The following is a 22,361-nucleotide window of genomic DNA, read 5'->3' as shown; positions in this document are numbered from 1 at the left end:
TTGCCGCCCTTGCCCGGGCCGGCCTTTTGAGAGGGCCGGGAGCCCTTCGAGCGGGGATTTCGTTCGCGCGACATTGCCAAGGTGTTAATCCGCCTTAGTCTGGCCTGCCGCCCCGTTGGGCGGCCGGCCAGGGGGAATCGTTGAGGACCACTGCCGGTTTCGCACGTCTCCCCCGCCTCTTACATCTTCCGTCTCCGGGGATTTCCCTTCACTCGCCTGCCGCGTTCAGAGAATCTGCGCGCCAAGACACAGGCCAGAAGACACACGCCAGGCGAGCCTCGGCCGAGAGAGCCAAATCACATGATCGAGTGGACGCTGAAGAAGATCATCGGCACGAAGAATGAGCGCGAGCTCAGGAAGACGGGCCCCAAGGTAGCGCGCATCAACGAGCTGGAGAGCAAGATGCGGGCGCTCCGGGACGAGGACTTCCCTGCGGCCACCGCCCGCATGAAGCAGGAGGTCCAGAACGGCCGCCCGCTCGACGAGCTGCTCTTCGAGGCCTTCGCCCTCACCCGCGAGGCGGCCCGCCGCACGCTCGGCCAGCGCCACTTCGACGTGCAGCTCATCGGCGGCATGTTCCTGCACGAGGGCTGCATCGCCGAGATGCGCACCGGCGAGGGCAAGACCCTCACCGGCACGCTGCCCGCCTACCTCAACGCGCTCTCCGGGCGCGGCGTGCACATCGTCACGGTGAACGACTACCTCGCCCGCCGCGACGCGGAGCTGATGGGCCGCGTGCACCACTTCCTCGGCCTCACCGTGGGCTGCGTGCTCCACGACCTGAGCGACAAGCAGCGCCAGGAGGCCTACCGCTCGGACATCACCTACGGGCAGAACAACGAGTTCGGCTTCGACTACCTGCGCGACAACATGAAGTTCCGCCTGCAGGACTACGTCCAGCGCGAGCTGAACTTCGCCATCGTGGACGAGGTGGACTCCATCCTCATCGACGAGGCGCGCACCCCGCTCATCATCAGTGGCCCCACCGACGACACCACCGACAAGTACAAGCGCGTGGACGCGGTCATCCCCGGCATGGTGCCGGACCAGGACTACACCCTGGACGAGAAGGGCAAGAGCGTGGCCCTCACGGACGAGGGCATCGAGAAGCTGCAGAAGCGCCTCGGCATCGGGAACCTCTACGACCCGGGCGAGATCGAGACCCTGCACCACGTCGAGCAGGCCCTGCGCGCCCACACGCTCTACAAGCGCGACCGCGACTACGTCGTGAAGGACGGCGAGGTCATCATCGTGGACGAGTTCACCGGCCGCCTCATGGCGGGCCGGCGCTGGAGCGATGGCCTGCACCAGGCGGTGGAGGCGAAGGAGGGCGTCAAGATCGAGAACGAGAACCAGACGCTCGCCACCATCTCGTTCCAGAACTACTTCCGCATGTACTCCAAGCTCTCGGGCATGACCGGCACCGCCGACACCGAGGCCGAGGAGTTCGCGAAGATCTACAACCTCGACGTGCGCGTGGTCCCCACCAACCGGCCCATGATCCGCCGGGACCTGGACGACGTGGTCTACAAGACCGAGCGCGAGAAGTTCGAGGCGGCCGCCAAGGAGCTCAAGGAGCTGCACGAGAAGGGGCAGCCGGTGCTCGTGGGCACGGTGTCCATCGCCAAGAGCGAGGCGCTCAGCTCCTTCCTCAAGAAGGAGGGCGTGCCGCACAACGTGCTCAACGCCAAGGCGCACCAGCGCGAGGCGGACATCATCGCCCAGGCGGGCCGCAAGGGCGCGGTCACCATCTCCACCAACATGGCCGGCCGCGGTACGGACATCCTCCTGGGCGGCAACCCCGAGGTGCTCGCCCACAACGCCGTGGGCCCCGAGCCCCTGCCGCCCGAGCCCAGCAGCGACCCGGCCGCGCCGCCCGTGGACCTGACGGCGTATCAGGCGGCGCTGGCCGAGCACGCGCGCAGGTACACCGAGCTGCTCAACCAGTTCACCGAGCAGACCCGCGCCGAGCGCGAGGAGGTGCGCGCGCTGGGCGGCCTCTACATCCTGGGCACCGAGCGCCACGAGAGCCGCCGCATCGACAACCAGCTGCGCGGCCGCGCGGGACGCCAGGGCGACCCCGGCATGAGCCGCTTCTACCTCTCGCTCGAAGATGACCTGATGCGCATCTTCGGCTCCGAGCGCATCACGCTCCTGATGGAGCGCATGGGCATGCAGGAGGGCGAGGTCATCGAGCACAAGTGGCTCAGCCGCGCCATCGAGGGGGCGCAGAAGCGGGTCGAGGGCCACAACTTCGACATCCGCAAGAACCTGCTCGAGTACGACGACGTGATGAACCAGCAGCGGCGCACCATCTACAAGCTGCGCCGCAAGGTGCTCGCTGCCGGCGCCGGCATCCCGCTCATCGAGTACGAGGAGGACCCCAAGACCAAGGTCAAGCTGCGCACCGAGGAGACGGTGAGCTGGCAGGACTTCCAGGAGCTGGTCCTGGACGCGGTGGAGGACGTCATCGTCCGCATGACGGACGTGTACTGCCCCACCAAGAACCCGGACAGCTGGGACCTCGAGGGCCTGCAGCAGAGCGTGAAGGACTCGCTCAACGTGGAGATGAGCTTCACGCCGGCGGGCACCCGCGAGCACCTGCAGGAGCAGATCTTCGAGGTGGTGAGCAAGGTCATCACCCAGCGCCAGGAGGAGTTCGGCGAGGAGTTCCTGCGCTTCCTGCAGTACCGCTACCTGGCGACGATCGACGGGCTGTGGAAGGACCACCTGCTCGCCATGGACCACCTGCGCCAGGGCATCGGGCTGCGCGGCTACGGCCAGAAGGACCCGAAGCAGGAGTACAAGAAGGAGGGCTACGAGGGCTTCATGCAGATGCTCTCCACCATCAGCCACCAGTTCGTGGGCCAGCTGATGCGCGTGCAGAGCCGCAACGCGGCCGAGGAGACTGCGCGCCTGCAGCGGCAGATGGCGCAGAAGGCCGCCCAGGCGCACGAGGGCCGCGCGGACGCGGAAGGAAGGCCCCAGCCCGAGCCCCAGCAGCAGGCTCGCGCCGCCGCCGCCCCGCAGCCCGCCGCCCAGCGCGAGGGGCCCCGCGTGGGCCGCAACGACCCCTGCCCCTGCGGCAGCGGCAAGAAGTACAAGAAGTGCCACGGGGGCGGCGAGGCCACGGCCTAGCCCCCTGACCCTCGCCTGGCCTCCGGCCGGGCAGACCGCTTGCCGGGGCGTCCCGGGGCTGTAGGCCCCGGACACACGAAGCTTGCGGCGCCCGGAGGGGTTCTGTTAGGTACGCCGTCCGCTTCCGGGTCCCCCCGGGGGCGGACGCTGTTTTTTCACCCGAACCAAATACTCACACGTCCGTGTCCGGTGACTGGTGCTCCTACGGGATTCTCCGCAGAGGAGGGCCACCGGCGCAGTCCCAAGCGGGCGTGGCGGAACAAGAACCGAGAGAGACGACAATGGAAACGCAAGACACGCAGCAGCCCACCCAGGCGCAGGCCATGGCCGCCGCGAGCGGCATCACGATGAAGCAGCTGCTGGAGGCCGGCGTCCACTTCGGCCACCAGACCAAGCGCTGGAACCCGAAGATGAAGCCGTACATCTTCGGCGCCCGCAACGGCATCTACATCATCGACCTGCAGAAGACCGTCACCATGGCGCGCGCCGCGTTCCGCTTCGTGGCGGACGTGACCAGCCGCGGCGGCTCGGTCCTCTTCGTGGGCACCAAGAAGCAGGCGCAGGACACCATCGCCGAGGAGGCGCGCCGCGCCGGCCAGTTCTTCGTCACCAGCCGCTGGCTGGGTGGCACCCTGACCAACTTCAAGACCATCAAGCAGGGCATCGACCGCCTCAAGACGCTCGAGAAGATGGCCGAGGACGGCACCTTCGAGCGCCTCCCGAAGAAGGAAGTGGCCGGCCTGCAGCGCGAGCAGGAGAAGCTCGAGCGCAACCTGGGCGGCGTGAAGGACCTGAACAAGCTGCCCGGCTGCGTGTTCGTGATCGACCCGAAGAAGGAGCACATCGCGATCCACGAGGCGAGCCGCCTCGGCATCCCGGTGATCGGCGTGGTCGACACCAACTGCGACCCGGACAACATCGACTTCGTCATCCCCGGCAACGACGACGCCATCCGCTCCATCAAGCTCTTCACGAGCAAGATCGCGGACGCCTGCATCGAGGGCGCGGCCCGCTACCAGGCCTCCGGCGCCAGCGAGCGCGACCAGCAGGAGAGCCGCGACGAGCGCGGCGGCGGCCGTGACCGCGACGACCGCCGTGGCCCCCGCCGCGACGACCGCCGTGGCTTCGGCGGCGGCGACCGCGGTGGCTTCCGCGGCGCTGGCGACCGCGGTGGCAACGAGCGCCGGGGCCCCGTGGTGGAGATGAAGAACGCGCCGGCCGCTCCCGCGGCGGACGCGGCCCCCGCCGCCGACTCCGGCAGCGCCGAGGCGCCCACCGAGTAAGCAGTCTCCCGAGGGCGGCGCTCACCCGAGCGCAGCCCTCCCGAGTGCTCGGCCGGGCGGCGCTCCCCAGCGCCTCCCGGCCGTTTCCTTTTTTTCGATCCCCCTAGCAGCAACGGAGATGACGATGGCTGAGGTCAGCGCCTCGATGGTGAAGGAGCTCCGCGAGCAGACCGGCGCGGGCATGATGGACTGCAAGAAGGCCCTGGCCGAGAGCGGCGGGGACTTCCAGAAGGCGGCCGAGTGGCTGCGCAAGAAGGGCATCAGCCGCCAGGAGGGCAAGGCGGGCCGCGTCGCCGCCGAGGGCCTCATCGGCACCTACGTGCACGGCGGCAAGATCGGCGTGATGGTGGAGGTCAACTGCGAGACCGACTTCGTCGCTCGCAACGAGGACTTCCAGGCGCTCGTGCGCGACGTCGCGATGCACATCGCCGCCACCGCCCCCAAGTACCTGGACCGCACCGAGGTCCCCGCGGACGCGCTCGAGAAGGAGAAGGACATCCAGCGCGCCCAGCTCAAGGAGGCGGGCAAGCCCGAGGCCATGTGGGAGAAGATCCTCGTGGGCAAGCTGGAGAAGTTCTACGAGACCGTCTGCCTCGTGGACCAGTACTGGGTGAAGGACGACAAGAAGCGCATCCACGAGATGGTCACCGAGCGCGGCGCGAAGATCGGCGAGAAGATCTCCATCCGCCGCTTCACCCGCTTCCAGGTGGGCGAGGGCATCGAGCGCAAGAAGGAGGACCTCGCCGCCGAGGTCGCCAAGACGCTGGGCCAGGCCTAAGGCCTCCCCCGCAGTCGCAGCCGTCACAGCAGGGGCCCCTGCGGGCGTCCGGTCCTCCGGGCGCTCGGGGGGCCTCTGTGCTTTTCCCCGTCCGCTTCTGCCCACCTCCTCCGACTCGGAAGTTGAACGTTCCCGGAGCGGGGGATAGAAGCGCGAGCGATGGCTGACTCCCAGACCCCGCCCCGCTTCAAGCGCGTCCTCCTCAAGCTGTCGGGCGAAGCCCTGATGGGGGAGGGCAAGTACGGCATCCATCCCCCCACGCTCAGCCGCATCGCCTCCGAGGTGCGCGAGGTGGCGCAGGCGGGCGTGGAGCTCGCCGTGGTCATCGGCGGCGGCAACATCTTCCGCGGCGTGGCCGGCTCCACCGAGGGCATGGACCGCGCGAGCGCCGACTACATGGGCATGCTCGCCACCTGCATCAACGCCATGGCGCTGCAGGACGCGCTGGAGAAGCAGGGGCTGCAGACCCGCGTGCTCTCGGCCATCAAGATGGAGCAGATCGCCGAGCCCTACATCCGCCGGCGCGCCGTGCGCCACCTGGAGAAGGGGCGCGTGGTCATCTTCGCCGCGGGCACCGGCAACCCCTACTTCACCACCGACACCGCCGCGTCCCTGCGCGCCATGGAGATCAACGCCCAGGTCATCCTCAAGGCGACCAAGGTGGACGGCGTGTACAACGCGGACCCCAAGAAGCAGGCGGACGCGCGCCGCTACCGCACGCTCACGTACATGGACGTGCTGCGCCAGAACCTCAACGTGATGGACTCCACCGCCATCTCGCTGTGCATGGACAACAAGCTGCCCATCGTCGTGTTCGACCTCACCGCCCAGGGCAACATCGCGCGCGCCGTGCTGGGCAACGGCGACATCGGCACCACCGTGGGCACGCCCGAGACCACCTGGGCCTAGGCACAGCGCCTTCCTTCCTCACCCGAGCAGCAGCAGCCACCGGAGCTTTCCTGCCATGCACGAAGACGTCGTCTCCGAACTGAAGCAGCGCATCGACAAGACGCTCGAGGACCTCAAGCGCGAGCTGAGCAAGGTGCGCACCGGCCGCGCGAGCACCAGCATCCTGGACGGCATCCGCGTGGACTACTACGGCACGCCCACGCCGCTCAGCGGCGTCGCGAACCTCAACAGCCCCGAGCCGCGCCTCATCACCATCAAGCCCTGGGACAAGGGCACGCTCAAGGACATCGAGAAGGCCATCCGCGAGGCGAACATCGGGCTCAACCCGATGAACGACGGCGAGATGATCCGCCTGCCCTTCCCGCCGCTCACCGAGGAGCGCCGCCGCGACATCGCCAAGCAGGTGAAGAGCAAGGGCGAGGACCACAAGGTCGCCATCCGCAACGTGCGCCGCGACTCCAACGAGATGCTCAAGGAGCTCCTCAAGGAGAAGAGCATCACCGAGGACGACCTCAAGCGCGCCACCGAGCGGGTGCAGAAGGAGACCGACGCGGGCGTCGTCAAGGTGGACGAGATCGTGGCCAAGAAGGAGAAGGAGATCATGGAGGTCTGATGCGTCCCTGGGCCCTCGTCGCCGAGCCCTCTGCTCCGGTCGCCACGCTGCTCCGCAGCTTCCTGGAGGAGGCCGGCCTCGAGGTCACGGTCGTCACCTCCGCCGAGGAGGCGCTCGTGCGCGCGCGCGAGCGCGCCCCCGCGCTGGTGCTCGCCGCGGTGTCCGCCGCGCTCGACGGCGAGGCGCTGTGCCGCCAGCTCAAGGCGGCGCCCGCTCCTGCCCCCGGCGTGCTGCTCGCCTACGCGCCCGAGCTGGACGCGGGCCCCGCGGGCGGCGCGCGCGCCCGCGCCGAGGCCGCGCTCGCGGACGGCTGCGTGGTGGGGCCCCTCAAGCGCGCCACGGTGGTGAGCAGCTGCCGCCTCGTGCTCGCGCTCGCCGAGGCCCGCGCCCAGCTGCACGCCGCCCACGCCCAGCTGCTCGAGGCCCAGGCGCAGGCGGCCGAGGCGCGCGCCGCCGCGTCCGGCACGCCCGAGGGCAGCAGCACCGCCGCGGACTACGCCTTCCTCGAGCGCTTCCTCACCTTCGAGGCCCGCCGCAGCCGCCGCTACCGCTACCCCATCGCGCTGCTGCGCGTGGCGCTGGACGCGGGCAGCGGGGAGGCGGAGGCCCTCCCGGAGCCCCAGCGCGCGGCGCTCGCCGCCGCGATGCTCACCCGCGTGCGGGTGGGCGTGCGCGACATCGACCTCGCGGCGCAGGGGCCGGACGGCCACGTGCTGGTGTTCCTCCCCCACACGCCGCGCGAGGGCGCCTGCGTGGTGGCCGAGCGCCTGCGCGAGCGGCTCCAGGGCCTGCAGCCCCTGCCGGAGCCCGGCGCCGAGGCGCCGGAGCCCTCCTTCAGCGCGCCGCGCACCGCCTCGGTGGGCGTGGCCGTGTTCGAGCCGGCCGCGAGCCGCGCCCCGGTGAGCTTCCCCGAGCTGCTGCTGGCGGCCACCGCCGCGCTCGCGCGGGCCCAGGAGGCCGGCGGCAACCGCGTGGATGCGCCCGAGCGCACGGGGCGCCGCGACCGCATCTCGATGGGCTAGGGGGGGAGAGAGGCCGCGAGGCCTCAGTGCTCGGCGTACGCGAGCGGCTCGCCGCAGATGTCCTGCACCACCTCGGACACGAAGGCGAAGAGCTCCAGGCCCTTGCCCTTGTCGTCCTGCCAGCGGCCGCTCGCGGCGTCGTAGCTGAAGTGGATGCCCTGGCCCTTGCCCGCCACCCACACCTGGCGCACGGCGCGCTGGGTGTTGACGATGCACTTGGCGCCCGAGCGCGCGGTGAGCGTCACCATGTCCCCGGTGCTGTCCGCCTCCAGCACGTCCGGGTCGATGGCGTCCGCGGCCTTCAGGATGCGCTTGAAGGCGGCCGAGATGAGCTGGTTGTAGGGCGCTTCGTCCATCATGGCGGGCCCCGGCGTGCTGCGGGAGGGAGCCCCCAAGACCCAGGGGGCCTCAGGGATTGATGCTGTCCAGCACCTGCTGGCCGGGCGCGGCGTAGAAGAGGAGCCGCGCGGGCTCGGCGGAGGCCTCGGGGGAGCGCTCGAGCGCGATGACCGTGCCGGGGCTCACCGGCTTGGGGAAGGCCTGCATCCCGAGCAGGTGGGCGGCCAGGGCCCCCATCGAGGGCTGGTGCCCCACGAGCGCGAGGTGCTGCCCCGCGTGCTCGGCGAGCACGGACTCCACCGCCCCCACCGGCATGTCCGGCAGGAGGCAGCGGTGCGCCTTGAGCGAGCCCTCGTGCTTCGTGGCGAGCGAGAGGATCTGCGCCGTCTGCACGGTGCGCACCAGCGGGCTGGCGAGCACGAGCGAGATGGGCCCCATGCGCTCCGAGAGGGAGGTGAAGTGGGCCAGCGCCGCTTGGCGCGCCTTGGCGGTCAGCGCCCGCGCCTCGTCCCCCAGCCCTTCGGGGATCTCAGCGTCCGCGTCCGCGTGCCTCACCAGGAAAATCCTCAAAGTGCCTCCAGACTGGCTTCGGGGGTCGCCGTACCTACACGACGCCCGCCGACGCGGTCAAAGGTAATGCGCCAAATGTTCAGTGCCGCCGAGAGGGAAACCGGCTCTCCCGAGTGCGGCTTCTGACGCGCCCCGTCGCGCCCTTTCCTATACTCCCCGCCGAGGCCCCGGGGCAGGGGAAACACCCCGTCCTGCGGCACGAGAACACGCGCAACGGGAGTGGCACATGGATCGCAGCGGACGGGGCTGGAGGGGCGCGGTGCTGCTGGCGGGGGCACTCGCCGGGGTGGGGGCGCTCGCCGGGTGCTCCCGCGGGGAGCGGGAGGCGCCCGCCCCGGACGCCCGCGAGCAGGCGGCCCGGGCCGCGGACCGGGCGGATCAGGAGGAGGCCGAGGGGCCCTACACCGTCACCCCGGCGAAGCTGAACGCCTACGTGGGCTACCAGCGCGCCATGCTGCGCGTGCAGGCGGAGCTGGTGCGCGGCCTGGAGGGGCTCGCGGGGGGCGTCGCGGACGGGGGGGCGGGCGGCGAGGCCGCGAGCAGCGCCGCCGTGGAGCGCTCCATGGCGCTCATCCAGGCCAAGGCGCGCGCCGAGGCCCAGGCGCGCGAGGAGGCCGGCCTGAGCGAGGCGGACGTGAACGGGCTGGGGCGCATCGTCACGGACGTGGTGAGCCAGCGGCACCTGGCCCAGGTGATGCGCTACGACGAGGAGCTGCGCGCCACCGAGGCGCTGCGCCAGAAGCTGCCGCCCGCCCAGCAGCAGGAGCTGGAGCCCAAGCTGCGCGCGCTGCGCGAGCAGGATCAGACCCTGCGCGGGCTCGCCGAGGTGCGAAAGCGCTACGGCGACAAGAACGTGGACCTGGTGCTCACGCGCGAGGCAGAGCTGGAGAAGAACTACCGCGACATGCTCGAGGCCTACGGTGGAAGCCGGCGCTGAGAGGCCCCGGAAGCGCCCGCGCGCCCCCACGCCGCTGCCGACCTACGGCACGCTGCCCGCCGGCTGCCTGCTGCCGCTCTTCGCGCCCACGGTGCTCGCCACGCTGCTCGCGCAGCACGGCCGCTGGAGGCTCGCGCTGCCGCTCGCGCTCGCCGTGGCGGCGCTGGTCGCGGGGTGGCTCACCCTGCGCGCCCGGGTGCGCGCGGACCTGCGCGCGCTGCAGGCCGGGGGCAAGCGCGGCGTGCTGGTGCTCTCCGACTCTCCCGTGTGGGGGCCCCACATCGCCCGCGAGTGGCTGCCGCGTCTCGGGAGGGACTTCGCCGTGCTCGACTGGTCCGAGCGCGCCGGGTGGCCGGACAGCCCCGCCGCGCGCCTGTGGCGCAGGCTCAGCGGCCCGCGCCACTTCAACCCCGTGGTCATCCTGCTGCAGGAGGGCCGCGCGCCGCTCGTCTACGCCTTCTACCCCTGGTTCCAGGCGGCGAAGCACGGGGACGACGCGGGGCTGCGCGCGCTCGAGGCGGACCTCTTCGCGAAGCTCGGGGGCTAGTCCGGCTCGAGCGGCGTGAGCGGGCGCTGCTGGAGGAGGGCGGCGAGCTGGCGCACGTCCTCGCCCAGCGGGCGGTCCGGGGCCACCGGCGCTGCGCGGGCGCACAGGGTCTCGAGGAGCGCGCGGCCTGCGGGCGAGGCCGGGGCCGGGGCCGGGGCGCCGAGGTGCGCGGCCTGGCGCAGCGCGAGCGCGAGCGAGCCCTGTACGAGCGAGAGGCGCTCCGCCTGGCGCAGCGCCTCGAGCGCCGCCTGCGTGCCGAAGGGCACCACGTCCTGGTTGTGCCCGTTGGTGGGCAGGCTCTGGATGCTCGCCGGGCTCGCGTAGCGGCGCATGGCGGCGACCAGTGCGGTGGCCGCCAGGTTCACGCCGGCGAGCCCCGACTGCGCGCCGGGCTGCGCGGAGAGCAGCAGCGGCAGGCCGCCGTTGCGCGCGGGGTCCATCAGGAGATCCAGCTGGCGCTCGGCCAGGTTCGCGAGCTGGGTGAGCGCCGCGTTCAGCGCATCCGCGGCGAAGGCCACCTGCTGGCCGAAGAAGTTGCCCCCGTGGATGACCTCGCCCTGCTCGGGGAAGAAGAGCGGATTGTCGCTCACGCCGTTGAGGTCCGCCGTCACCACGCGCTCGGCGTGCTGCAGCGTCTGCTCCACGGCGCCCACCAGCTGCGGCGTGCAGCGCAGGCTGTAGGCCTCCTGCAGCGGACGGCCGCTGCGCACGCGCGCGCCCTGCAGCCGCTCCCTCAGCCGCAGCGCCACCGCGAGCGCGGGGCGGTGCCCCGAGGCGGCGAGCAGCGCGGGCGCGGCAAAGCCGTCGCCCGCGCCCAGCGTCTCGACCAGCAGCGCGGTGAGGTCGATGGCGGCGGACACCGCGCGCCGCGCGCTGCACACGGCGAGCGCCCCGGCGGCGGCCGTGAGCGAGGTGCCGTTCACCAGCCCCAGCGCGTCGCGCCCCTGCAGGGCAAGCCTGCGCAGGCCGGCGCGCTCCAGCGCCGCGGCCGCGTGCATGCGCTCGCGGCCGTAGAAGGCCTCTCCCTCGCCGCGCAGCGCCCCCACCGCGTGGGCAAGGGGAGTGAGGTCCCCGCTCGCGCCCACCGAGCCCCACTCGGGCACCGCGGGCGCGAAGGGCGTGGCGAGCGCGGCGCACAGGTCCTCCAGCACCTGCACGCTCACGCCCGAGTGCCCCTGCGCGAGCGAGCCCACGCGCGCGAGCAGCATCGCGCGGGCGAGCCGCGGCGGCAGCAGCTCGCCCTGGCCTGCGCGCAGGTGGTCGATGAGCCCCAGCCCCTGCTCTCCGGGGCTCGGCGCCGCCGCGTACGCCACGAGCGGCCCGAAGCCGGTGCTCATCCCGTAGATGGGCGTCCCCTGCGCGTGCTGCTCGAGCACGAAGGCCGCGCAGCGTGCGACGGCGGCGCGCACGGGGCCGGAGAGGCTCACCTCGAGCGGCTCCGCGGCGAGCTCCAGGTCCGCGGGCGTGAGGGGACGGGTGCGATCGAAGACGAGGCGGGGCGTCATGACTCCTCGAAGGACTGCTCGGTCATCTGCTCGAACAGCTGCTGCGCGCGCCGGCGCGACACCTTGCCGCTCGGGGTGGTGCAGGCGTTCCAGAACGCCTCGGGCATGAGGCGCGGGGGGAGGTGGGGCACGGGCAGCTCGAAGCGCGCGGGCTCCTCGCCGCGCGCGAGCGGCTGCACCCGCTCGCGCCCCGCGCCCACCAGCAGGATGCGCCCGCCGAAGGGAGCCTCGAGCGGCGCGGGGTTCACCATGCGCCCGTTGTCCAGCTTGAAGAGCTCGTCGCGCCGCCCCTCGAAGACGTAGCCGCCATGCGCCGCGCGCCCGAGGTCGCCGAGGGCGCGCCAGCCGTCCGGGCGCACCATGGGCTGCAGCGCTCCATCGACGAGGTACCCCAGCGCGAGGTTGTCTCCGCGCAGCAGCAGCTCGCGCAGCCCCAGCTCGCCGGGCGCGTCCAGCCGCAGCTCGCAGCCCACGGGCCGGCCGAGGAAGTCGTCCAGCTCCCACTCCCCCGGCTCGCCGAGCGTCGCACCCGGGGCGCACTCCGTCTGCCCGTAGCCCACGCGCAGCCGGCTGCCCACGAGCCGCTCGCGCAGCGCCCCGCGCACGGGCGCTCCGCCCACGATGCCGCCCTGCAGCGAGCGCAGCGCGCCCACCTCCAGCCGCTCCAGCATGCGCGGCACGGTGAGCAGGAAGTCCGCAGGCGCCTCCGTGAGGGCCGCGGGAAAGTCCGCCGCGGGCACCGAGCGCAGCTGCGCTCCCGCGAGCAGCCCGAGCAGCAGCTCCAGCGTGAAGCCGAAGGCATGGCTCCAGGACAGGTAGCCCGTGATGCGGGTGGAGGCGTCCACGCCGAGCAGCGGCCGGTGCGTGTCCACCACGTGCAAGAGCGCGCGCCCACCCAGCGCCACCGGGCGCCCCACGCCCTCGCTGCCACTGGTGAAGAGGATGACCGCGGGGGGCTCGCCCTGCATGGGTGTGACCGGGCTCTGAGGCGACACCTGCAGCCCCCGCTCGCCCAGCAGCGCCGCCGCGCCCGCGGCCTGCAGCCGCCCCTGCAGCGCGGCGCCCTCCAACGCGAGCGGGAGCGGCACGAAGGTGAGGCCCCCTTCGGCGCACGCGAGCAGCGCCGTGACGAAGGCGGGCCCGTTGGGCAGCTGCACCGCGAGCCGGTCACCGGGCTCGAGGCCCGCTTCGCGCAAGCTGCGCGCGAGCGCCCGGGCCTGCTCGCGCGGGTCGCGCACGGGGCGGCCCTGCGCGTCCTGCAGGTGCAGGGAGGGCACGCGCGCGAGGCGCTCGGCGAGGGAGGCGCCCGGAGGCGAGGGAGGGGAGGGGGGACTCATGCGCGTGGGGGCGGGGGCCACCCGCGGGGACTCTCACCCCGCAGGCCACGATAACAGCCCGGCGGGCAGGCGGCCCGGGTCCCCGGGTCAGGCGCCGGTGTAGGCGGCCACCTTCCCGGTTCCCCCCGGCGGGGGGACTGGGCAGGATGCGGCGACAGCGCAGTGCGTCGTAACGCCCCACCCGTACCCCGCAGAGGAGTGCACAGACCATGATCGGCTTCGAGCTTTCCGAAGAGCAGCAGGGCCTGCAGAAGCTCGCCCGCGACTTCGCTCGCGACGTGATTCGGCCCGCGGCCCCGCACCACGACGAGACGGGGGAGTGGCCGGACGCCGTGCTGCGCAAGGCGTGGGAGCTGGGCCTGGTGAACATCCACATCCCGGAGTCCGCCGGCGGCCTGGGCCTGGGCACCTTCGACGGCTGCCTCATCGACGAGGAGATGGGCTGGGGCTGCACCGGCATCGCCACGGCGATGACCGCGAACAGCCTCGCGCAGGTGCCGGTCATCGTGGCGGGCACCGACGCGCAGAAGAAGAAGTGGCTCTCGCCCTTCATCGACGCGCCCCTGCTGTGCAGCTACGCCGTCACCGAGCCCTCGGCAGGCTCGGACGTGGCCGGCATCAAGACCACCGCCGTGAAGAAGGGCGACAAGTACCTGCTCAACGGCCAGAAGATGTGGATCACCGGCGCCGGGCACGCGAGCTGGTTCTTCGTGCTCGCGAAGACCGACCCCACGGGCGCGCACAAGGGGATGACGGGCTTCCTCGTGGACGCGAAGAGCCCGGGCATCACGGTGGGCAAGAAGGAGAACAACATGGGCCAGCGCGCGAGCGACACGCGCGGCATCACCTTCGAGGACGTGGAGGTGCCGGCCGAGAACGTGCTCGGGCGCGAGGGCGAGGGCTTCAAGATCGCGATGAAGGCCTTCGATCACACCCGCCCGCTCGTCTCGGCGGCCGCGGTGGGGCTCGCGCGCGCGGCGATGGAGCACGCCATCGACTACGCGAAGGAGCGCAAGGCCTTCGGCAAGCCCATCGCGGACTTCCAGGGCATCAGCTTCATGATCGCGGACATGGCCGCCGAGGTCGAGGCCGCGCGCCTGCTGGTGTGGAAGGCCGGCTGGGAGATCGACCACGGCAAGCGCAACACCCTCACCGCCGCCATGGGCAAGAAGTGCGCGGCCGACTGGGCGATGAAGATCGCCACGGACGCGGTGCAGGTGTTCGGCGGCTACGGCTTCAACAAGGAGTACCCGGTGGAGAAGCTGATGCGCGACGCGAAGATCATGCAGATCTACGAGGGCACCTCGCAGATCCAGCGCGTGATCATCGCGCGCGAGCTCTTCAGCCGCTGAAGCCCCGCCTCAGTCGAAGGTGTAGGCGAGCACGTAGGCGTCCCGGTACACCTGCGTGCCGCCGAGCACCTCGGTGACGAAGCGCTGCAGCCGCGGGTCACCGTAGTGCGTGACGTAGTAGCGGAAGTGGTGCTCGCGCAGGAAGCCGCGCATCCGGGCCTGCTCCTCCGGGGAGACGGGCCCGTCCAGCTCGCGCAGGTCCTGCAGCGCGCGGTAGAGGCGCGACTGCACGAGCTCCGCCTCGGGCACCGGCACGCGCGAGAGGCGCGCGGCGGAGATGGGGTGCTCGTGCCACACCTGCTCGAACTGCGAAATGGGGTGCCCGTCCACGAACACCGCCACGTCCGGCGGCTCCGCCCGGATGCGGTCGAAGATGGCGCTGCGCGGCGGCAGCTGCGTGAGCGGGAAGGGGGCGGAGCGGTACTCGAGCGTGGGCACCAGCGCCACCGCGCCCGCGCAGGCGAGCCCCAGCGGCGCCGAGCGCCCCTCGCGCGCCGCCCACGCGCCGAGCTGCGCCGCGGCGAAGGCGACGAGCACGCCCAGGCTCAGCGTGCCCATCAGCGCGAGCCGCACCGGCATGCCGCCGCGGCTGAAGAAGGGCACCACCTGCTTGAAGAGGGGGTAGGGCAGGGGCAGCTCCACGCTCCAGGCGCGGCCGAAGGCCGTGGGCGGTGAGAGCAGGCAGGCGGCGGCGACGAGCAGGCCCAGGACGTAGAGGTCGCGCGCGGGGCCGCCCGCGCGCCACGGCCGCAGCAGCGTGACGACGAGCATCGCCGCGACCAGCAGCGGCGCCACCGGCAGCCGCGTCTCGCCGCCGACCGAGAGACAGGTGCCCAGCGACAGCAGCACGAAGCCTCCGCCGATGCCTGCCCAGCGCGCGGCGTCCGGCGCGCGCCGCCGCAGCGCGAGCACGGCGATCGCGAGCGTGACCCACCCGAAGAAGTAGCCGTTCTCCTCCATGTTGCCCGGCAGCCGCAGCACCTGCTGCTGCAGCTCGGAGGACAGGGTGGCGAACAGCGCGGAGGCGCGGTCGGGGAGCACGAAGCCCAGCAGGTCCGCGTAGTAGTCCGAGTCACCGTGGTGCGGGGACGTGGGCGGGGGGAAGGCGTGCGCGAGCAGCGCGAGGACGATGGGCGCCGTGCACAGGCCTGCCACCACCGCGGCCGCCGCGCCCCGGCGCAGCGTGGGGCTCCTCCACGCTCCGCGCGCGAGCAGGCCTCCCTCGCGCCAGCGCTGGGCCACGAGCCACGCCGCGCAGAAGAGCGCCACGTAGACGAGGTAGTAGTAGTCGCACAGGGCGAGGTACAGCGCCGAGAGCCCCAGGCCCGCGAGGTCGCGCCGCCGGCCGCCGTCCAGCCAGCGCAGGAAGAAGAAGAGGGAGAGCGGGAGGCCCTCGAGCGAGGCCAGGTTCACGTGCGCCACGGCGTGCGTGAGGTGGTAGCGCGAGAGGTTGAAGACGCAGGCCCCGGCGAACGCGGCCACCGCGCCCAGCGCGCCGGAGGTGCCGGCGCGCGCGAGCACGCTGCGCATCAGCAGCCACGCGGTGTAGCCGGTGAGCGTGAACGTGCCGAGGATGACGACGTTGTGCGCCCCCTCGGGCGGAAGCCACGGCAGGAGCAGCACGCCCCACGCCGTCTTCGCCGGCGCCAGGGTGTGCCAGTACATCTGCGCGCCCAGCGGCCAGTGCAGCAGCGGAGTCTCGAAGGGATTGTGCGGCGTGCTCCACAGCGCCCGGCGCATCCACCACAGGTGCCAGGCGTTCATCCAGGGATCGTCCAGGTGCCCCGCGATCCACCCGCCCCGCAGCGTCAGCGCGAGCGGCCAGGTGTGCCACACCCCGAGTGCCGTGCTCAGCGCGAGGACCCCCGCGTGCGTGAGCAGCGCGAGCACGCGGGTGCGCCGCGGCGCGGAGGGCGGCAGGGGCTGCGGCGAGGACGGGTCCTGCGGGGGCGCGGCGCGCGCGCCGACGGGAGCGGAGGGCACGCGGGCAGTGTGCCTCAGGGGCGCCGGGCCTCGATCAACATATTGTCCCCCAGGCTGATGGGGATGGGCAGGCGCGCGGGCGCCACCTTGCCGGCGAGGCGCGCGAGGGGCGCGAGCCACGGGAAGCTGGCGCCCGCCTTTCGCAGCAGGTACCCGGACGACACGATGTGCGTGTAGTCGACGGCGCGGGTCACCCGGAAGCCCACCTCCTCGAGCAGCGCGCCGAGCGTGGTGCGGTCGAAGTAGAAGAGGTGCATGTCCATGAGCCACGGCCAGTGCGCGCCCAGCAGGCGCGCGACGAGGCTGCCCGCATCGATGGTGGACAGGAAGATGCGCCCGCCGGGCCGCACGAGCCGGAAGGCCTGGCGCAGCTCCTCGCGCGGATCGGCGAAGTGCTCCACCACGTCCCAGAGCGTGAGCACGTCGTAGCTGCCCCCGCGCGCGGCGCGCTGCGCGAGCGTCTCGCCGTGCACCGTGAGCCCGAGGCTGCGCGCCTGCTCCGCGGCCCACCGCGAGAGCTCCAGCCCCTCGGCCGCGTAGCCGGCCTCGCGCGCCACGTCCACGAAGTAGCCGCAGTAGGCGCCCACGTCGAGCAGGCGCTGGCCCTCGCCGTGCGCGCCCACGTGCCGGAGCACGCGGCGGAAGGTGAGGTAGCGGTTGTCGCGCTCCGCCACGTAGAGCGGGTCCTCCACGTCGCGGTAGGCGCCCAGCAGCTCCTCTGCCTCGCGCAGCGGCCACTGGAACTGCAGCCCGCAGCTCTCACAGCCCCAGATGGGCGGATGGGTGCGGTGGCCGAAGCTCGTGCAGTTGTAGGCCGAAGCGTCCGGCGCCTGCGAGCCGCCCCGGGCCGGGTAGCGCAGCGCGAGGCGGCCGCCACCGCACAGGTAGCAGGTGGAGGGCTGCGCGGCGGGCGGGGGCAGGGGGCGCAGGGCGGCGGCGTGCGACATGCGGCGGCATGCTAGCCGCCCGTGCCGCGGGCCGCACGGGGGAGACTACGAGCGCTTGACGGGCGAGCGCCCGGGCGTCTTGCGGCGGCGGGTAGGCGCGGCGGAGGCCTTGGGGGCCTTGGGAGGCGGGGGCGGCGAGGCGGCCGCGGCCGCGCGCAGCCGCGCCACCTCCTCGCGCAGCTGCAGCACCTCGGCAGACAGCTGGGCGTAGCTGTCGCGCACGTGGCCGTTGAAGACCTTCTGGCGCTCCAGGGTCTCGTTGATCAGCACCTGGCAGCCCTTGCGGAAGGCCCACTTGGCCACCACCACCAGCTGGCCGGCGCCGCCGCGGTGGGTGTGCAGGGGCAGGGCGCGCGTGGGGTCTGCGTTCTCCTCCAGCGCGCGCAGGTTGTGGCTGAGCGGGTCCACCCGCGGCTCCACTCCCTCGTCCGGCAGGTCCACGGGCTCACTGGTGGGCAGCCCGCGCTCGCGCAGCCGCTCCTCGAGGCGCGCGAGCAGCTCGCGCGCCGGGATGTCGCGTCCCAAGAGCTTCATTGGCGTGTCTCCTTCAGGGGCTCGAGTGGGGTCTCGAGGATGCGGGCAAGCTCGCGGCGGTAGGCGGCCACCACCTTCGGCCAGGTGTGCGCTTGCGCGAAGCCGCGGCCACGGCGTCCCAGCGCCTCGCGCTGCTCGCCCACCTCGCGCAGGGCGCTGACGAAGCCCGGGTAGTCCGCGTACGCGCGCCCGCCGCCGCTGCGCTGCACCTGGCCCACCAGCACCTCGGAGCCGGCGTTCACCAGCACGGGCGTCGCGTGCGAGAGCGCCTCCAGCACCAGCAGCGAGAGGCTCTCGTAGCGGCTGGGCACCACCACGGCGAGCGCCCCGGCGAGCGCGTCGTGCTTCTCCTGCTCCTCCACGCGGCCCACGTAGCGCACGCCCTCGCCGGTGAGCCGCGAGCGCTCCATGTGCAGCGCCCCGGCGAGCACCAGGTCCGGCGCGTCCGCGTACTGGCGGCGCAGCAGGCGGTGGTGCGCGAGCAGCTCGGGGATGCCCTTGCCGGCCTCGATGCGGCCCACGTACAGCAGGTAGGGGCGGCTCAGCCCGTGCTTGTGCCGAAAGCGCCGGGCGCTGCCGCGCACCCGGTCCACCCCCACGCCCACCACCTGCGCGGGGGCGTGCGCGGGGTAGAGCCGGGAGAGGAGCGCCAGCTCCTCGGGCGTGTTGCACAGGAGCGCGCGCGGGCGCTCGAACACGTCGCGGAAGGCACCGAAGCGCAAGGGGGGCTCGTCGTGCGCGGTGGGCACCACCAGCGCGCGGCGCGCGACCATGGGCAGACCCCAGGCGGTGGGCGCGTAGAGGTAGGTGAAGAAGAGGACGCCGTCGTAGCGCGCGCCCTCCGCTTCCAGGTGGCGCAGGAGCCCCGGCGCCACCGGGCCCTGCTCGGCGAGCCAGCGCTCCTCGGTGAGCCGGTCGTGCGCGCGGGGACGGGCGAACAGCGTGCGCGAGAGCGCGTTGAAGGGGCGCATGTGGCGCACCCGCTCCACGGGAAAGCGCAGCACCCGCACCCGGCCGTCGCGATCCGGGCCCGGCGGGAACTCGTTCTCCCACGTGAGGTGATCCTTCGCGCAGGTGGTGAGCACGGTGAGCTCCCAGTGCGGCGCCAGGTGCTGGGCCACCTGCTGCGCGTGCCGCTCGGCGCCGCCCGTCACCTCGCCGTAGCGCTGCACCACGAGCGCCACGCGCGGCCGGCGAGGCGCACCGGCGGCGGCCCTGCGCCTCGGGCGAGGGGAGGCGGGCGCGGTGGGCTGGGAGAGCTCGGGCAGCGCGCGCACCAGGGCCGCCTGGGCCGCGTCCGCGGAGAAGTCGCGCAGCCGGCGCTGCTGCCCGGCGAGCACGCGCGCGCGCAGGGGGCCGTTCTCGCCCAGCTCGCACGCGAGCTCCGCGAGCAGCGCGTAGCGCTTCTCGTCGAAGGCCACTCCCGCGCCGCCCAGCGTCTCGGGCACCGCGGCGGCCGCGTACGCGAGCACCGGGAGCTCGGCGGCCATCGCCTCCACCAGCGGGACGCCGAAGCCCTCGTGCTCGCTCATGGAGACGAAGAGGTCCGCGGCGCGGTAGGCGGCCACCAGCTGCGCGTGCCCGAGGCGCCCGAGGAAGCTCACGCCCCCGGCCGCGTGCGCCTGTCGCTGCAGGGCCCGGAAGTAGCGGCTGCCCGGCTCGTAGCCGCCCACGAGCAGCAGGCGCGCGTCGGGCCGCAGCTGGCGCACCTCGGCATGCAGGCGTAGCAGGTCCTCCACGCGCTTGTGGGGCATCACCCGGCTCACGCCCAGCAGCGTGAGCCCCGGGCGCGCGAGGCGCGCGAGCAGCCGCGGGTCCGCGACGTCGCGCGCGAAGCGCTCCGGCTCCACGAAGAGCGGCACGGTGTGCACGCGCGCATGGCCCGCAGCGCGCAGCTCCCGCGCATTGAAGTCCGAGACGCCCAGCGCCACCTCCACGAAGGGCGCCATCGCGGCGAGCTGGGCCCGTCCCGCGGCGAGCTCTCCCGCGAGCCGCGTGCCCCGGTAGAAGCGCAGCGGGCTGATGTTGTGGAAGACCACGCCGCGGCGGCAGCGCAGGTGCATCAGCTGCCCACTCAGGGGCGAGCCGATGCCATGGTGGTAGAGGACCCAATCCTCCGGGGCAGGGGACAGCGCGCGCGCGGGGTGCGCGAGCGCGGCGTACCCGGAGGCCACCTCCCCCGCGTACAGGCCGCCCGCGTGGCCGAGCCGGCGCAGCAGCAGCTGCAGGTGCAGCGCGGCCTGGGCCGAGGCGTCTCCGGGCACGAAGCTGGGGATGAGCTGGTGGACGGCCATGGCGCCTGCCTGCGTATCACAGGCGCTGCGCGTGCTATGAGGCGCTCGTGCAGCCGCCTCTGCCCTCCCTGCCGCCGGTCGCGCTCGACGCGAGCCTCTGGGACGAGCCCACCACGGGCATCGGCCTCTACACCCGCTGCCTCGCCGGGGCGCTCGAGGCGCACGGCGTGGCGCTCGAGCGGCTCGGGGCCCGCGTCTCCGGAGAGGGGCCGCGCGGGGAGCTGGGGCGCAGCGCCTGGGTGCTCGGACGCCTGCCGCAGCAGCTGCGCGCGAGCCCCGCGCCGCTCTTCCACGCCCTGGGCAACTTCAACCTCCCGCTGCGCAGGCCCCCGGGCAAGCGGCTCGTGCTCACGGTGCACGACCTCATCCCGCTCACGCTCCCCCACAGCGTGTCCACGCCCTTCCGCTGGCAGTTCCGGCTGTGGCTGGGCCACAGCGTGGGGCTCGCGGACCGCATCCTCTGCAACAGCCGCCACACCGAGCGCGAGCTGCTCGAGCGCTACCCCGCCGCGCGCGGCAAGACGCAGGTGACGCCCCTGGGCGTGGACCACGTGGACGCGCACGCGGGCGAGCCCGCGCAGCCCACCGCGAGCTTCATCGACGCGCTGGGGCTGCCGCAGGACTACGTGCTGTACGCGGGCTCCCTGGACGTGCGCAAGAACGTGGGGCTGGTGCTCGATGCGCTCGAGCGCCTGCGCGCCGCGGGCCGCCCGGCGCCGCTGGTGCTCGCCGGGCAGCGCTGGTTCGGCTCGGGCAACGCCGAGGCCCGCATCGCGCGGATGAGGAGCGAGGGGCACGACATCCGCGCGCTCGGCTACCAGGAGGCGCCCGCCTTCTACGCGCTGATGCGCCGCGCCGCGGCCTTCGTGTTCCCCTCGCGCATGGAGGGCTTCGGGCTGCCGCCGCTCGAGGCGATGCGCCTGGGGGTGCCCACCATCGTCTCGGACGCGGGCGCCCTGCCCGAGGTGTGCGGGGACGGCGCGCTCGCGGTGCGCCCGGACGACGCGGAGGGGCTCGCCGCGGCGCTCGCGCGGCTCTTGCGCTCGAAGGAGGAGCGCCGGGCGTGGGCCGAGCGGGGCCGCGCGCAGGCGGCCGCCTTCACCTGGGCGCGCACCGCGGAGCTCACGGCGCAGGCCTACCGGGAAGTGCTCGGCGACGTCTCCGGGCGCGGCTAGGGCGTGGCCACCGCGACGGGCCGGCCCAGCGCGTCCGAGAGCGCCTCGGTGAGGGTGCGCTGCGGCCTCCAGCCCAGCGCCCGGGCGCGCTCCGCCACGCCCACCAGGCGCGGAATCTCCGCGGGCCGCAGGCGCGCGGGATCCAGCTCCAGGCGCACCGAGAGCCCGCTGAGCGCGAGCATCTCGTCGAGCACGCTGCGCAAGGTGTGCCCCTCGCCGCTGCACAGGTTGTAGGTCTCCCCGGCGCGCCCCTCGCGCAAGAGCAGCCGGTAGCCGGCGACCATGTCCCAGACGTGGGTGTAGTCGCGCACCGGGTCCAGGTTGCCCACGCGCAGCACCGGCTCGCGGTCTCCGCGGGCGATGGCGCGCAGCTGCGCGGCGAAGGAGGGCACGGCGAAGGTGGGCTCCTGGCCCGCGCCCAGGTGGTTGAAGGGGCGCGCCACCAGGACGTGGAGCCCGTAGCTGCGGTGGAAGAGGCCGGCCATCAGCTCGGCGGAGACCTTCGAGGCGGCAAAGGGGCTCACCGGCTGCAGGGGGCTCGCCTCGGTGGCGCTCACGCCCTCGGGCAGCGGGCCGTACACCTCGCAGGAGCTGACCACCAGCACGCGCGCTCGCGGGCAGCGGTCGCGCACGGCCGCGAGCAGGTTCGTGGTGCCCAGCGCATTGACGGCGAGCGCGCGCGCGGGGTGCGCGTGGCTCTTCACGATGGAGCCGAAGGCGCCCAGGTGGATGACGCCCTCGGGCTGCGTCTCGTCCACCGCGTCGCGCACCGCGGCCTCGTGCGTGAGGTCGACGTGGCGCGCGCTGCTGCCCAGCTCCGCGGCGCGCGGGCCGTGCAGCTCCACCACCTCGTCGCCCGCCTCGCGCAGGTGCGCGCACAGGTGGCGGCCCGCGAAGCCGTCCGCGCCGGTGACCAGGACCCTCATCGCGCGGGGGCTCCAGCAGAGGCGGGGCGGAAGGGGGAGGGGGGCATGGGCTGTACGGGCGGAGGAAGCCAGGGCCTTCTACCTGACGCTCCGCCACCCGCCAACCGTTCTCCATCCGGCGCCCGGCTTGCGATCACCCGCCTGCGACCCTAGACAGGTGTGACCCAAGGGA

19 protein-coding genes are annotated in these 22,361 nt (G+C 73.2%); 10 read left to right on the top strand and 9 right to left on the bottom strand.

Features of this window, described 5'->3' with window-relative positions:
* Nucleotides 1–300: 300 nt before the first annotated feature.
* The 6 genes from secA to FGE12_RS09970 all read left to right on the top strand — a co-directional run bounded on the left by secA (nt 301) and on the right by FGE12_RS09970 (nt 7,743).
* Entirely contained in the window at nt 301–3,138 is a 2,838-nt protein-coding gene (gene secA / locus FGE12_RS09995) for a preprotein translocase subunit SecA (RefSeq protein WP_153866166.1), read from the top strand.
* Between the two features lie 281 nt (nt 3,139–3,419).
* Nucleotides 3,420–4,421, top strand: coding sequence for a 30S ribosomal protein S2 (rpsB, locus tag FGE12_RS09990; RefSeq protein WP_153866165.1), 1,002 nt, complete (start codon nt 3,420–3,422; stop codon nt 4,419–4,421).
* A gap of 124 nt (nt 4,422–4,545) precedes the next feature.
* A complete protein-coding gene (gene tsf, locus FGE12_RS09985; protein ID WP_153866164.1) occupies nt 4,546–5,199 on the top strand; it encodes a translation elongation factor Ts in 654 nt (217 codons plus the stop codon).
* 159 nt (nt 5,200–5,358) lie between these two features.
* Nucleotides 5,359–6,108, top strand: a complete 750-nt coding sequence (gene pyrH / locus FGE12_RS09980) for a UMP kinase (protein ID WP_153866163.1) — start codon at nt 5,359–5,361, stop codon at nt 6,106–6,108.
* 55 nt (nt 6,109–6,163) lie between these two features.
* On the top strand, nt 6,164–6,721 hold the full coding sequence (gene frr / locus FGE12_RS09975; protein WP_153866162.1) for a ribosome recycling factor: 558 nt from the start codon (nt 6,164–6,166) through the stop codon (nt 6,719–6,721).
* Nucleotides 6,721–7,743, top strand: coding sequence for a response regulator (locus FGE12_RS09970; protein ID WP_153866161.1), 1,023 nt, complete (start codon nt 6,721–6,723; stop codon nt 7,741–7,743). Before frr ends, FGE12_RS09970 begins: the two co-directional genes overlap by 1 nt.
* A 23-nt stretch (nt 7,744–7,766) precedes the next feature.
* On the opposite strand, the gene cyaY is transcribed toward FGE12_RS09970, so the two are convergent.
* On the bottom strand, nt 7,767–8,102 hold the full coding sequence (gene cyaY, locus FGE12_RS09965; protein WP_153866160.1) for an iron donor protein CyaY: 336 nt from the start codon (nt 8,100–8,102) through the stop codon (nt 7,767–7,769).
* A gap of 49 nt (nt 8,103–8,151) precedes the next feature.
* Nucleotides 8,152–8,652 (bottom strand): histidine phosphatase family protein, encoded by a 501-nt coding sequence (locus FGE12_RS09960; RefSeq protein ID WP_153866159.1) that lies wholly within the window; start codon nt 8,650–8,652, stop codon nt 8,152–8,154.
* Nucleotides 8,653–8,878: 226 nt separating this feature from the next.
* On the opposite strand from FGE12_RS09960, the gene FGE12_RS09955 reads away from it, so the two are divergent.
* Both FGE12_RS09955 and FGE12_RS09950 read left to right on the top strand, forming a co-directional pair.
* Nucleotides 8,879–9,589, top strand: coding sequence for a hypothetical protein (locus FGE12_RS09955; protein ID WP_153866158.1), 711 nt, complete (start codon nt 8,879–8,881; stop codon nt 9,587–9,589).
* Nucleotides 9,573–10,136, top strand: a complete 564-nt coding sequence (locus tag FGE12_RS09950; RefSeq protein WP_153866157.1) for a hypothetical protein — start codon at nt 9,573–9,575, stop codon at nt 10,134–10,136. The genes FGE12_RS09955 and FGE12_RS09950 overlap by 17 nt, the downstream gene beginning before the upstream one ends.
* Here FGE12_RS09950 and hutH read toward each other — a convergent pair.
* Nucleotides 10,133–11,641 (bottom strand): histidine ammonia-lyase, encoded by a 1,509-nt coding sequence (hutH, locus tag FGE12_RS09945; RefSeq protein ID WP_153866156.1) that lies wholly within the window; start codon nt 11,639–11,641, stop codon nt 10,133–10,135. The genes FGE12_RS09950 and hutH overlap by 4 nt on opposite strands.
* Nucleotides 11,638–12,978, bottom strand: coding sequence for an AMP-binding protein (locus FGE12_RS09940; RefSeq protein ID WP_153866155.1), 1,341 nt, complete (start codon nt 12,976–12,978; stop codon nt 11,638–11,640). The genes hutH and FGE12_RS09940 overlap by 4 nt, the downstream gene beginning before the upstream one ends.
* Before the next feature lie 209 nt (nt 12,979–13,187).
* Here FGE12_RS09940 and FGE12_RS09935 point away from each other — a divergent pair, with 209 nt between their 5' ends.
* Entirely contained in the window at nt 13,188–14,330 is a 1,143-nt protein-coding gene (locus FGE12_RS09935; RefSeq protein ID WP_153866154.1) for an acyl-CoA dehydrogenase family protein, read from the top strand.
* 9 nt (nt 14,331–14,339) lie between these two features.
* Here FGE12_RS09935 and FGE12_RS09930 read toward each other — a convergent pair whose 3' ends face one another.
* From FGE12_RS09930 to FGE12_RS09915, 4 genes are read right to left on the bottom strand one after another with little or no spacing between them, the layout of a single operon-like run.
* A complete protein-coding gene (locus FGE12_RS09930) occupies nt 14,340–16,313 on the bottom strand; it encodes a hypothetical protein (protein WP_370458940.1) in 1,974 nt (657 codons plus the stop codon).
* A gap of 14 nt (nt 16,314–16,327) precedes the next feature.
* Nucleotides 16,328–17,260 (bottom strand): class I SAM-dependent methyltransferase, encoded by a 933-nt coding sequence (locus tag FGE12_RS09925; protein WP_228530691.1) that lies wholly within the window; start codon nt 17,258–17,260, stop codon nt 16,328–16,330.
* Nucleotides 17,261–17,305: 45 nt separating this feature from the next.
* Nucleotides 17,306–17,794 carry a hypothetical protein gene (locus tag FGE12_RS09920; protein WP_153866153.1) on the bottom strand — a complete coding sequence of 163 codons (489 nt, stop codon included), beginning with the start codon at nt 17,792–17,794 and terminating at the stop codon, nt 17,306–17,308.
* Nucleotides 17,791–20,088 (bottom strand): glycosyltransferase family 4 protein, encoded by a 2,298-nt coding sequence (locus FGE12_RS09915; RefSeq protein ID WP_153866152.1) that lies wholly within the window; start codon nt 20,086–20,088, stop codon nt 17,791–17,793. Before FGE12_RS09915 ends, FGE12_RS09920 begins: the two co-directional genes overlap by 4 nt.
* A gap of 47 nt (nt 20,089–20,135) precedes the next feature.
* Here FGE12_RS09915 and FGE12_RS09910 point away from each other — a divergent pair, with 47 nt between their 5' ends.
* Nucleotides 20,136–21,263: a glycosyltransferase family 4 protein gene (locus FGE12_RS09910; protein WP_370458939.1), complete on the top strand. Its 1,128-nt coding sequence runs from the start codon at nt 20,136–20,138 to the stop codon at nt 21,261–21,263.
* Here FGE12_RS09910 and FGE12_RS09905 read toward each other — a convergent pair.
* Nucleotides 21,260–22,189 carry a GDP-mannose 4,6-dehydratase gene (locus FGE12_RS09905; RefSeq protein WP_153866151.1) on the bottom strand — a complete coding sequence of 310 codons (930 nt, stop codon included), beginning with the start codon at nt 22,187–22,189 and terminating at the stop codon, nt 21,260–21,262. The two genes, FGE12_RS09910 and FGE12_RS09905, sit on opposite strands and share 4 nt — an antisense overlap.
* Between the last annotated feature and the right edge of the window lie 172 nt (nt 22,190–22,361).

Origin of the sequence: Aggregicoccus sp. 17bor-14 (assembly GCF_009659535.1) — a bacterium.
Lineage (GTDB): Bacteria > Myxococcota > Myxococcia > Myxococcales > Myxococcaceae > Aggregicoccus.
This window is presented reverse-complemented; position numbering and strand designations above follow the sequence as displayed.

Coding starts and splice junctions, on each gene's coding strand:
- secA (WP_153866166.1), top strand. CDS start 301: ATGATCGAGTGGACGCTGAAGAAGATCATCGGCACGAAGAATGAGCGC.
- rpsB (WP_153866165.1), top strand. CDS start 3,420: ATGGAAACGCAAGACACGCAGCAGCCCACCCAGGCGCAGGCCATGGCC.
- tsf (WP_153866164.1), top strand. CDS start 4,546: ATGGCTGAGGTCAGCGCCTCGATGGTGAAGGAGCTCCGCGAGCAGACC.
- pyrH (WP_153866163.1), top strand. CDS start 5,359: ATGGCTGACTCCCAGACCCCGCCCCGCTTCAAGCGCGTCCTCCTCAAG.
- frr (WP_153866162.1), top strand. CDS start 6,164: ATGCACGAAGACGTCGTCTCCGAACTGAAGCAGCGCATCGACAAGACG.
- FGE12_RS09970 (WP_153866161.1), top strand. CDS start 6,721: ATGCGTCCCTGGGCCCTCGTCGCCGAGCCCTCTGCTCCGGTCGCCACG.
- cyaY (WP_153866160.1), bottom strand. CDS start 8,102: ATGATGGACGAAGCGCCCTACAACCAGCTCATCTCGGCCGCCTTCAAG.
- FGE12_RS09955 (WP_153866158.1), top strand. CDS start 8,879: ATGGATCGCAGCGGACGGGGCTGGAGGGGCGCGGTGCTGCTGGCGGGG.
- hutH (WP_153866156.1), bottom strand. CDS start 11,641: ATGACGCCCCGCCTCGTCTTCGATCGCACCCGTCCCCTCACGCCCGCG.
- FGE12_RS09940 (WP_153866155.1), bottom strand. CDS start 12,978: ATGAGTCCCCCCTCCCCTCCCTCGCCTCCGGGCGCCTCCCTCGCCGAG.
- FGE12_RS09935 (WP_153866154.1), top strand. CDS start 13,188: ATGATCGGCTTCGAGCTTTCCGAAGAGCAGCAGGGCCTGCAGAAGCTC.
- FGE12_RS09925 (WP_228530691.1), bottom strand. CDS start 17,260: ATGTCGCACGCCGCCGCCCTGCGCCCCCTGCCCCCGCCCGCCGCGCAG.
- FGE12_RS09920 (WP_153866153.1), bottom strand. CDS start 17,794: ATGAAGCTCTTGGGACGCGACATCCCGGCGCGCGAGCTGCTCGCGCGC.
- FGE12_RS09915 (WP_153866152.1), bottom strand. CDS start 20,088: ATGGCCGTCCACCAGCTCATCCCCAGCTTCGTGCCCGGAGACGCCTCG.
- FGE12_RS09905 (WP_153866151.1), bottom strand. CDS start 22,189: ATGAGGGTCCTGGTCACCGGCGCGGACGGCTTCGCGGGCCGCCACCTG.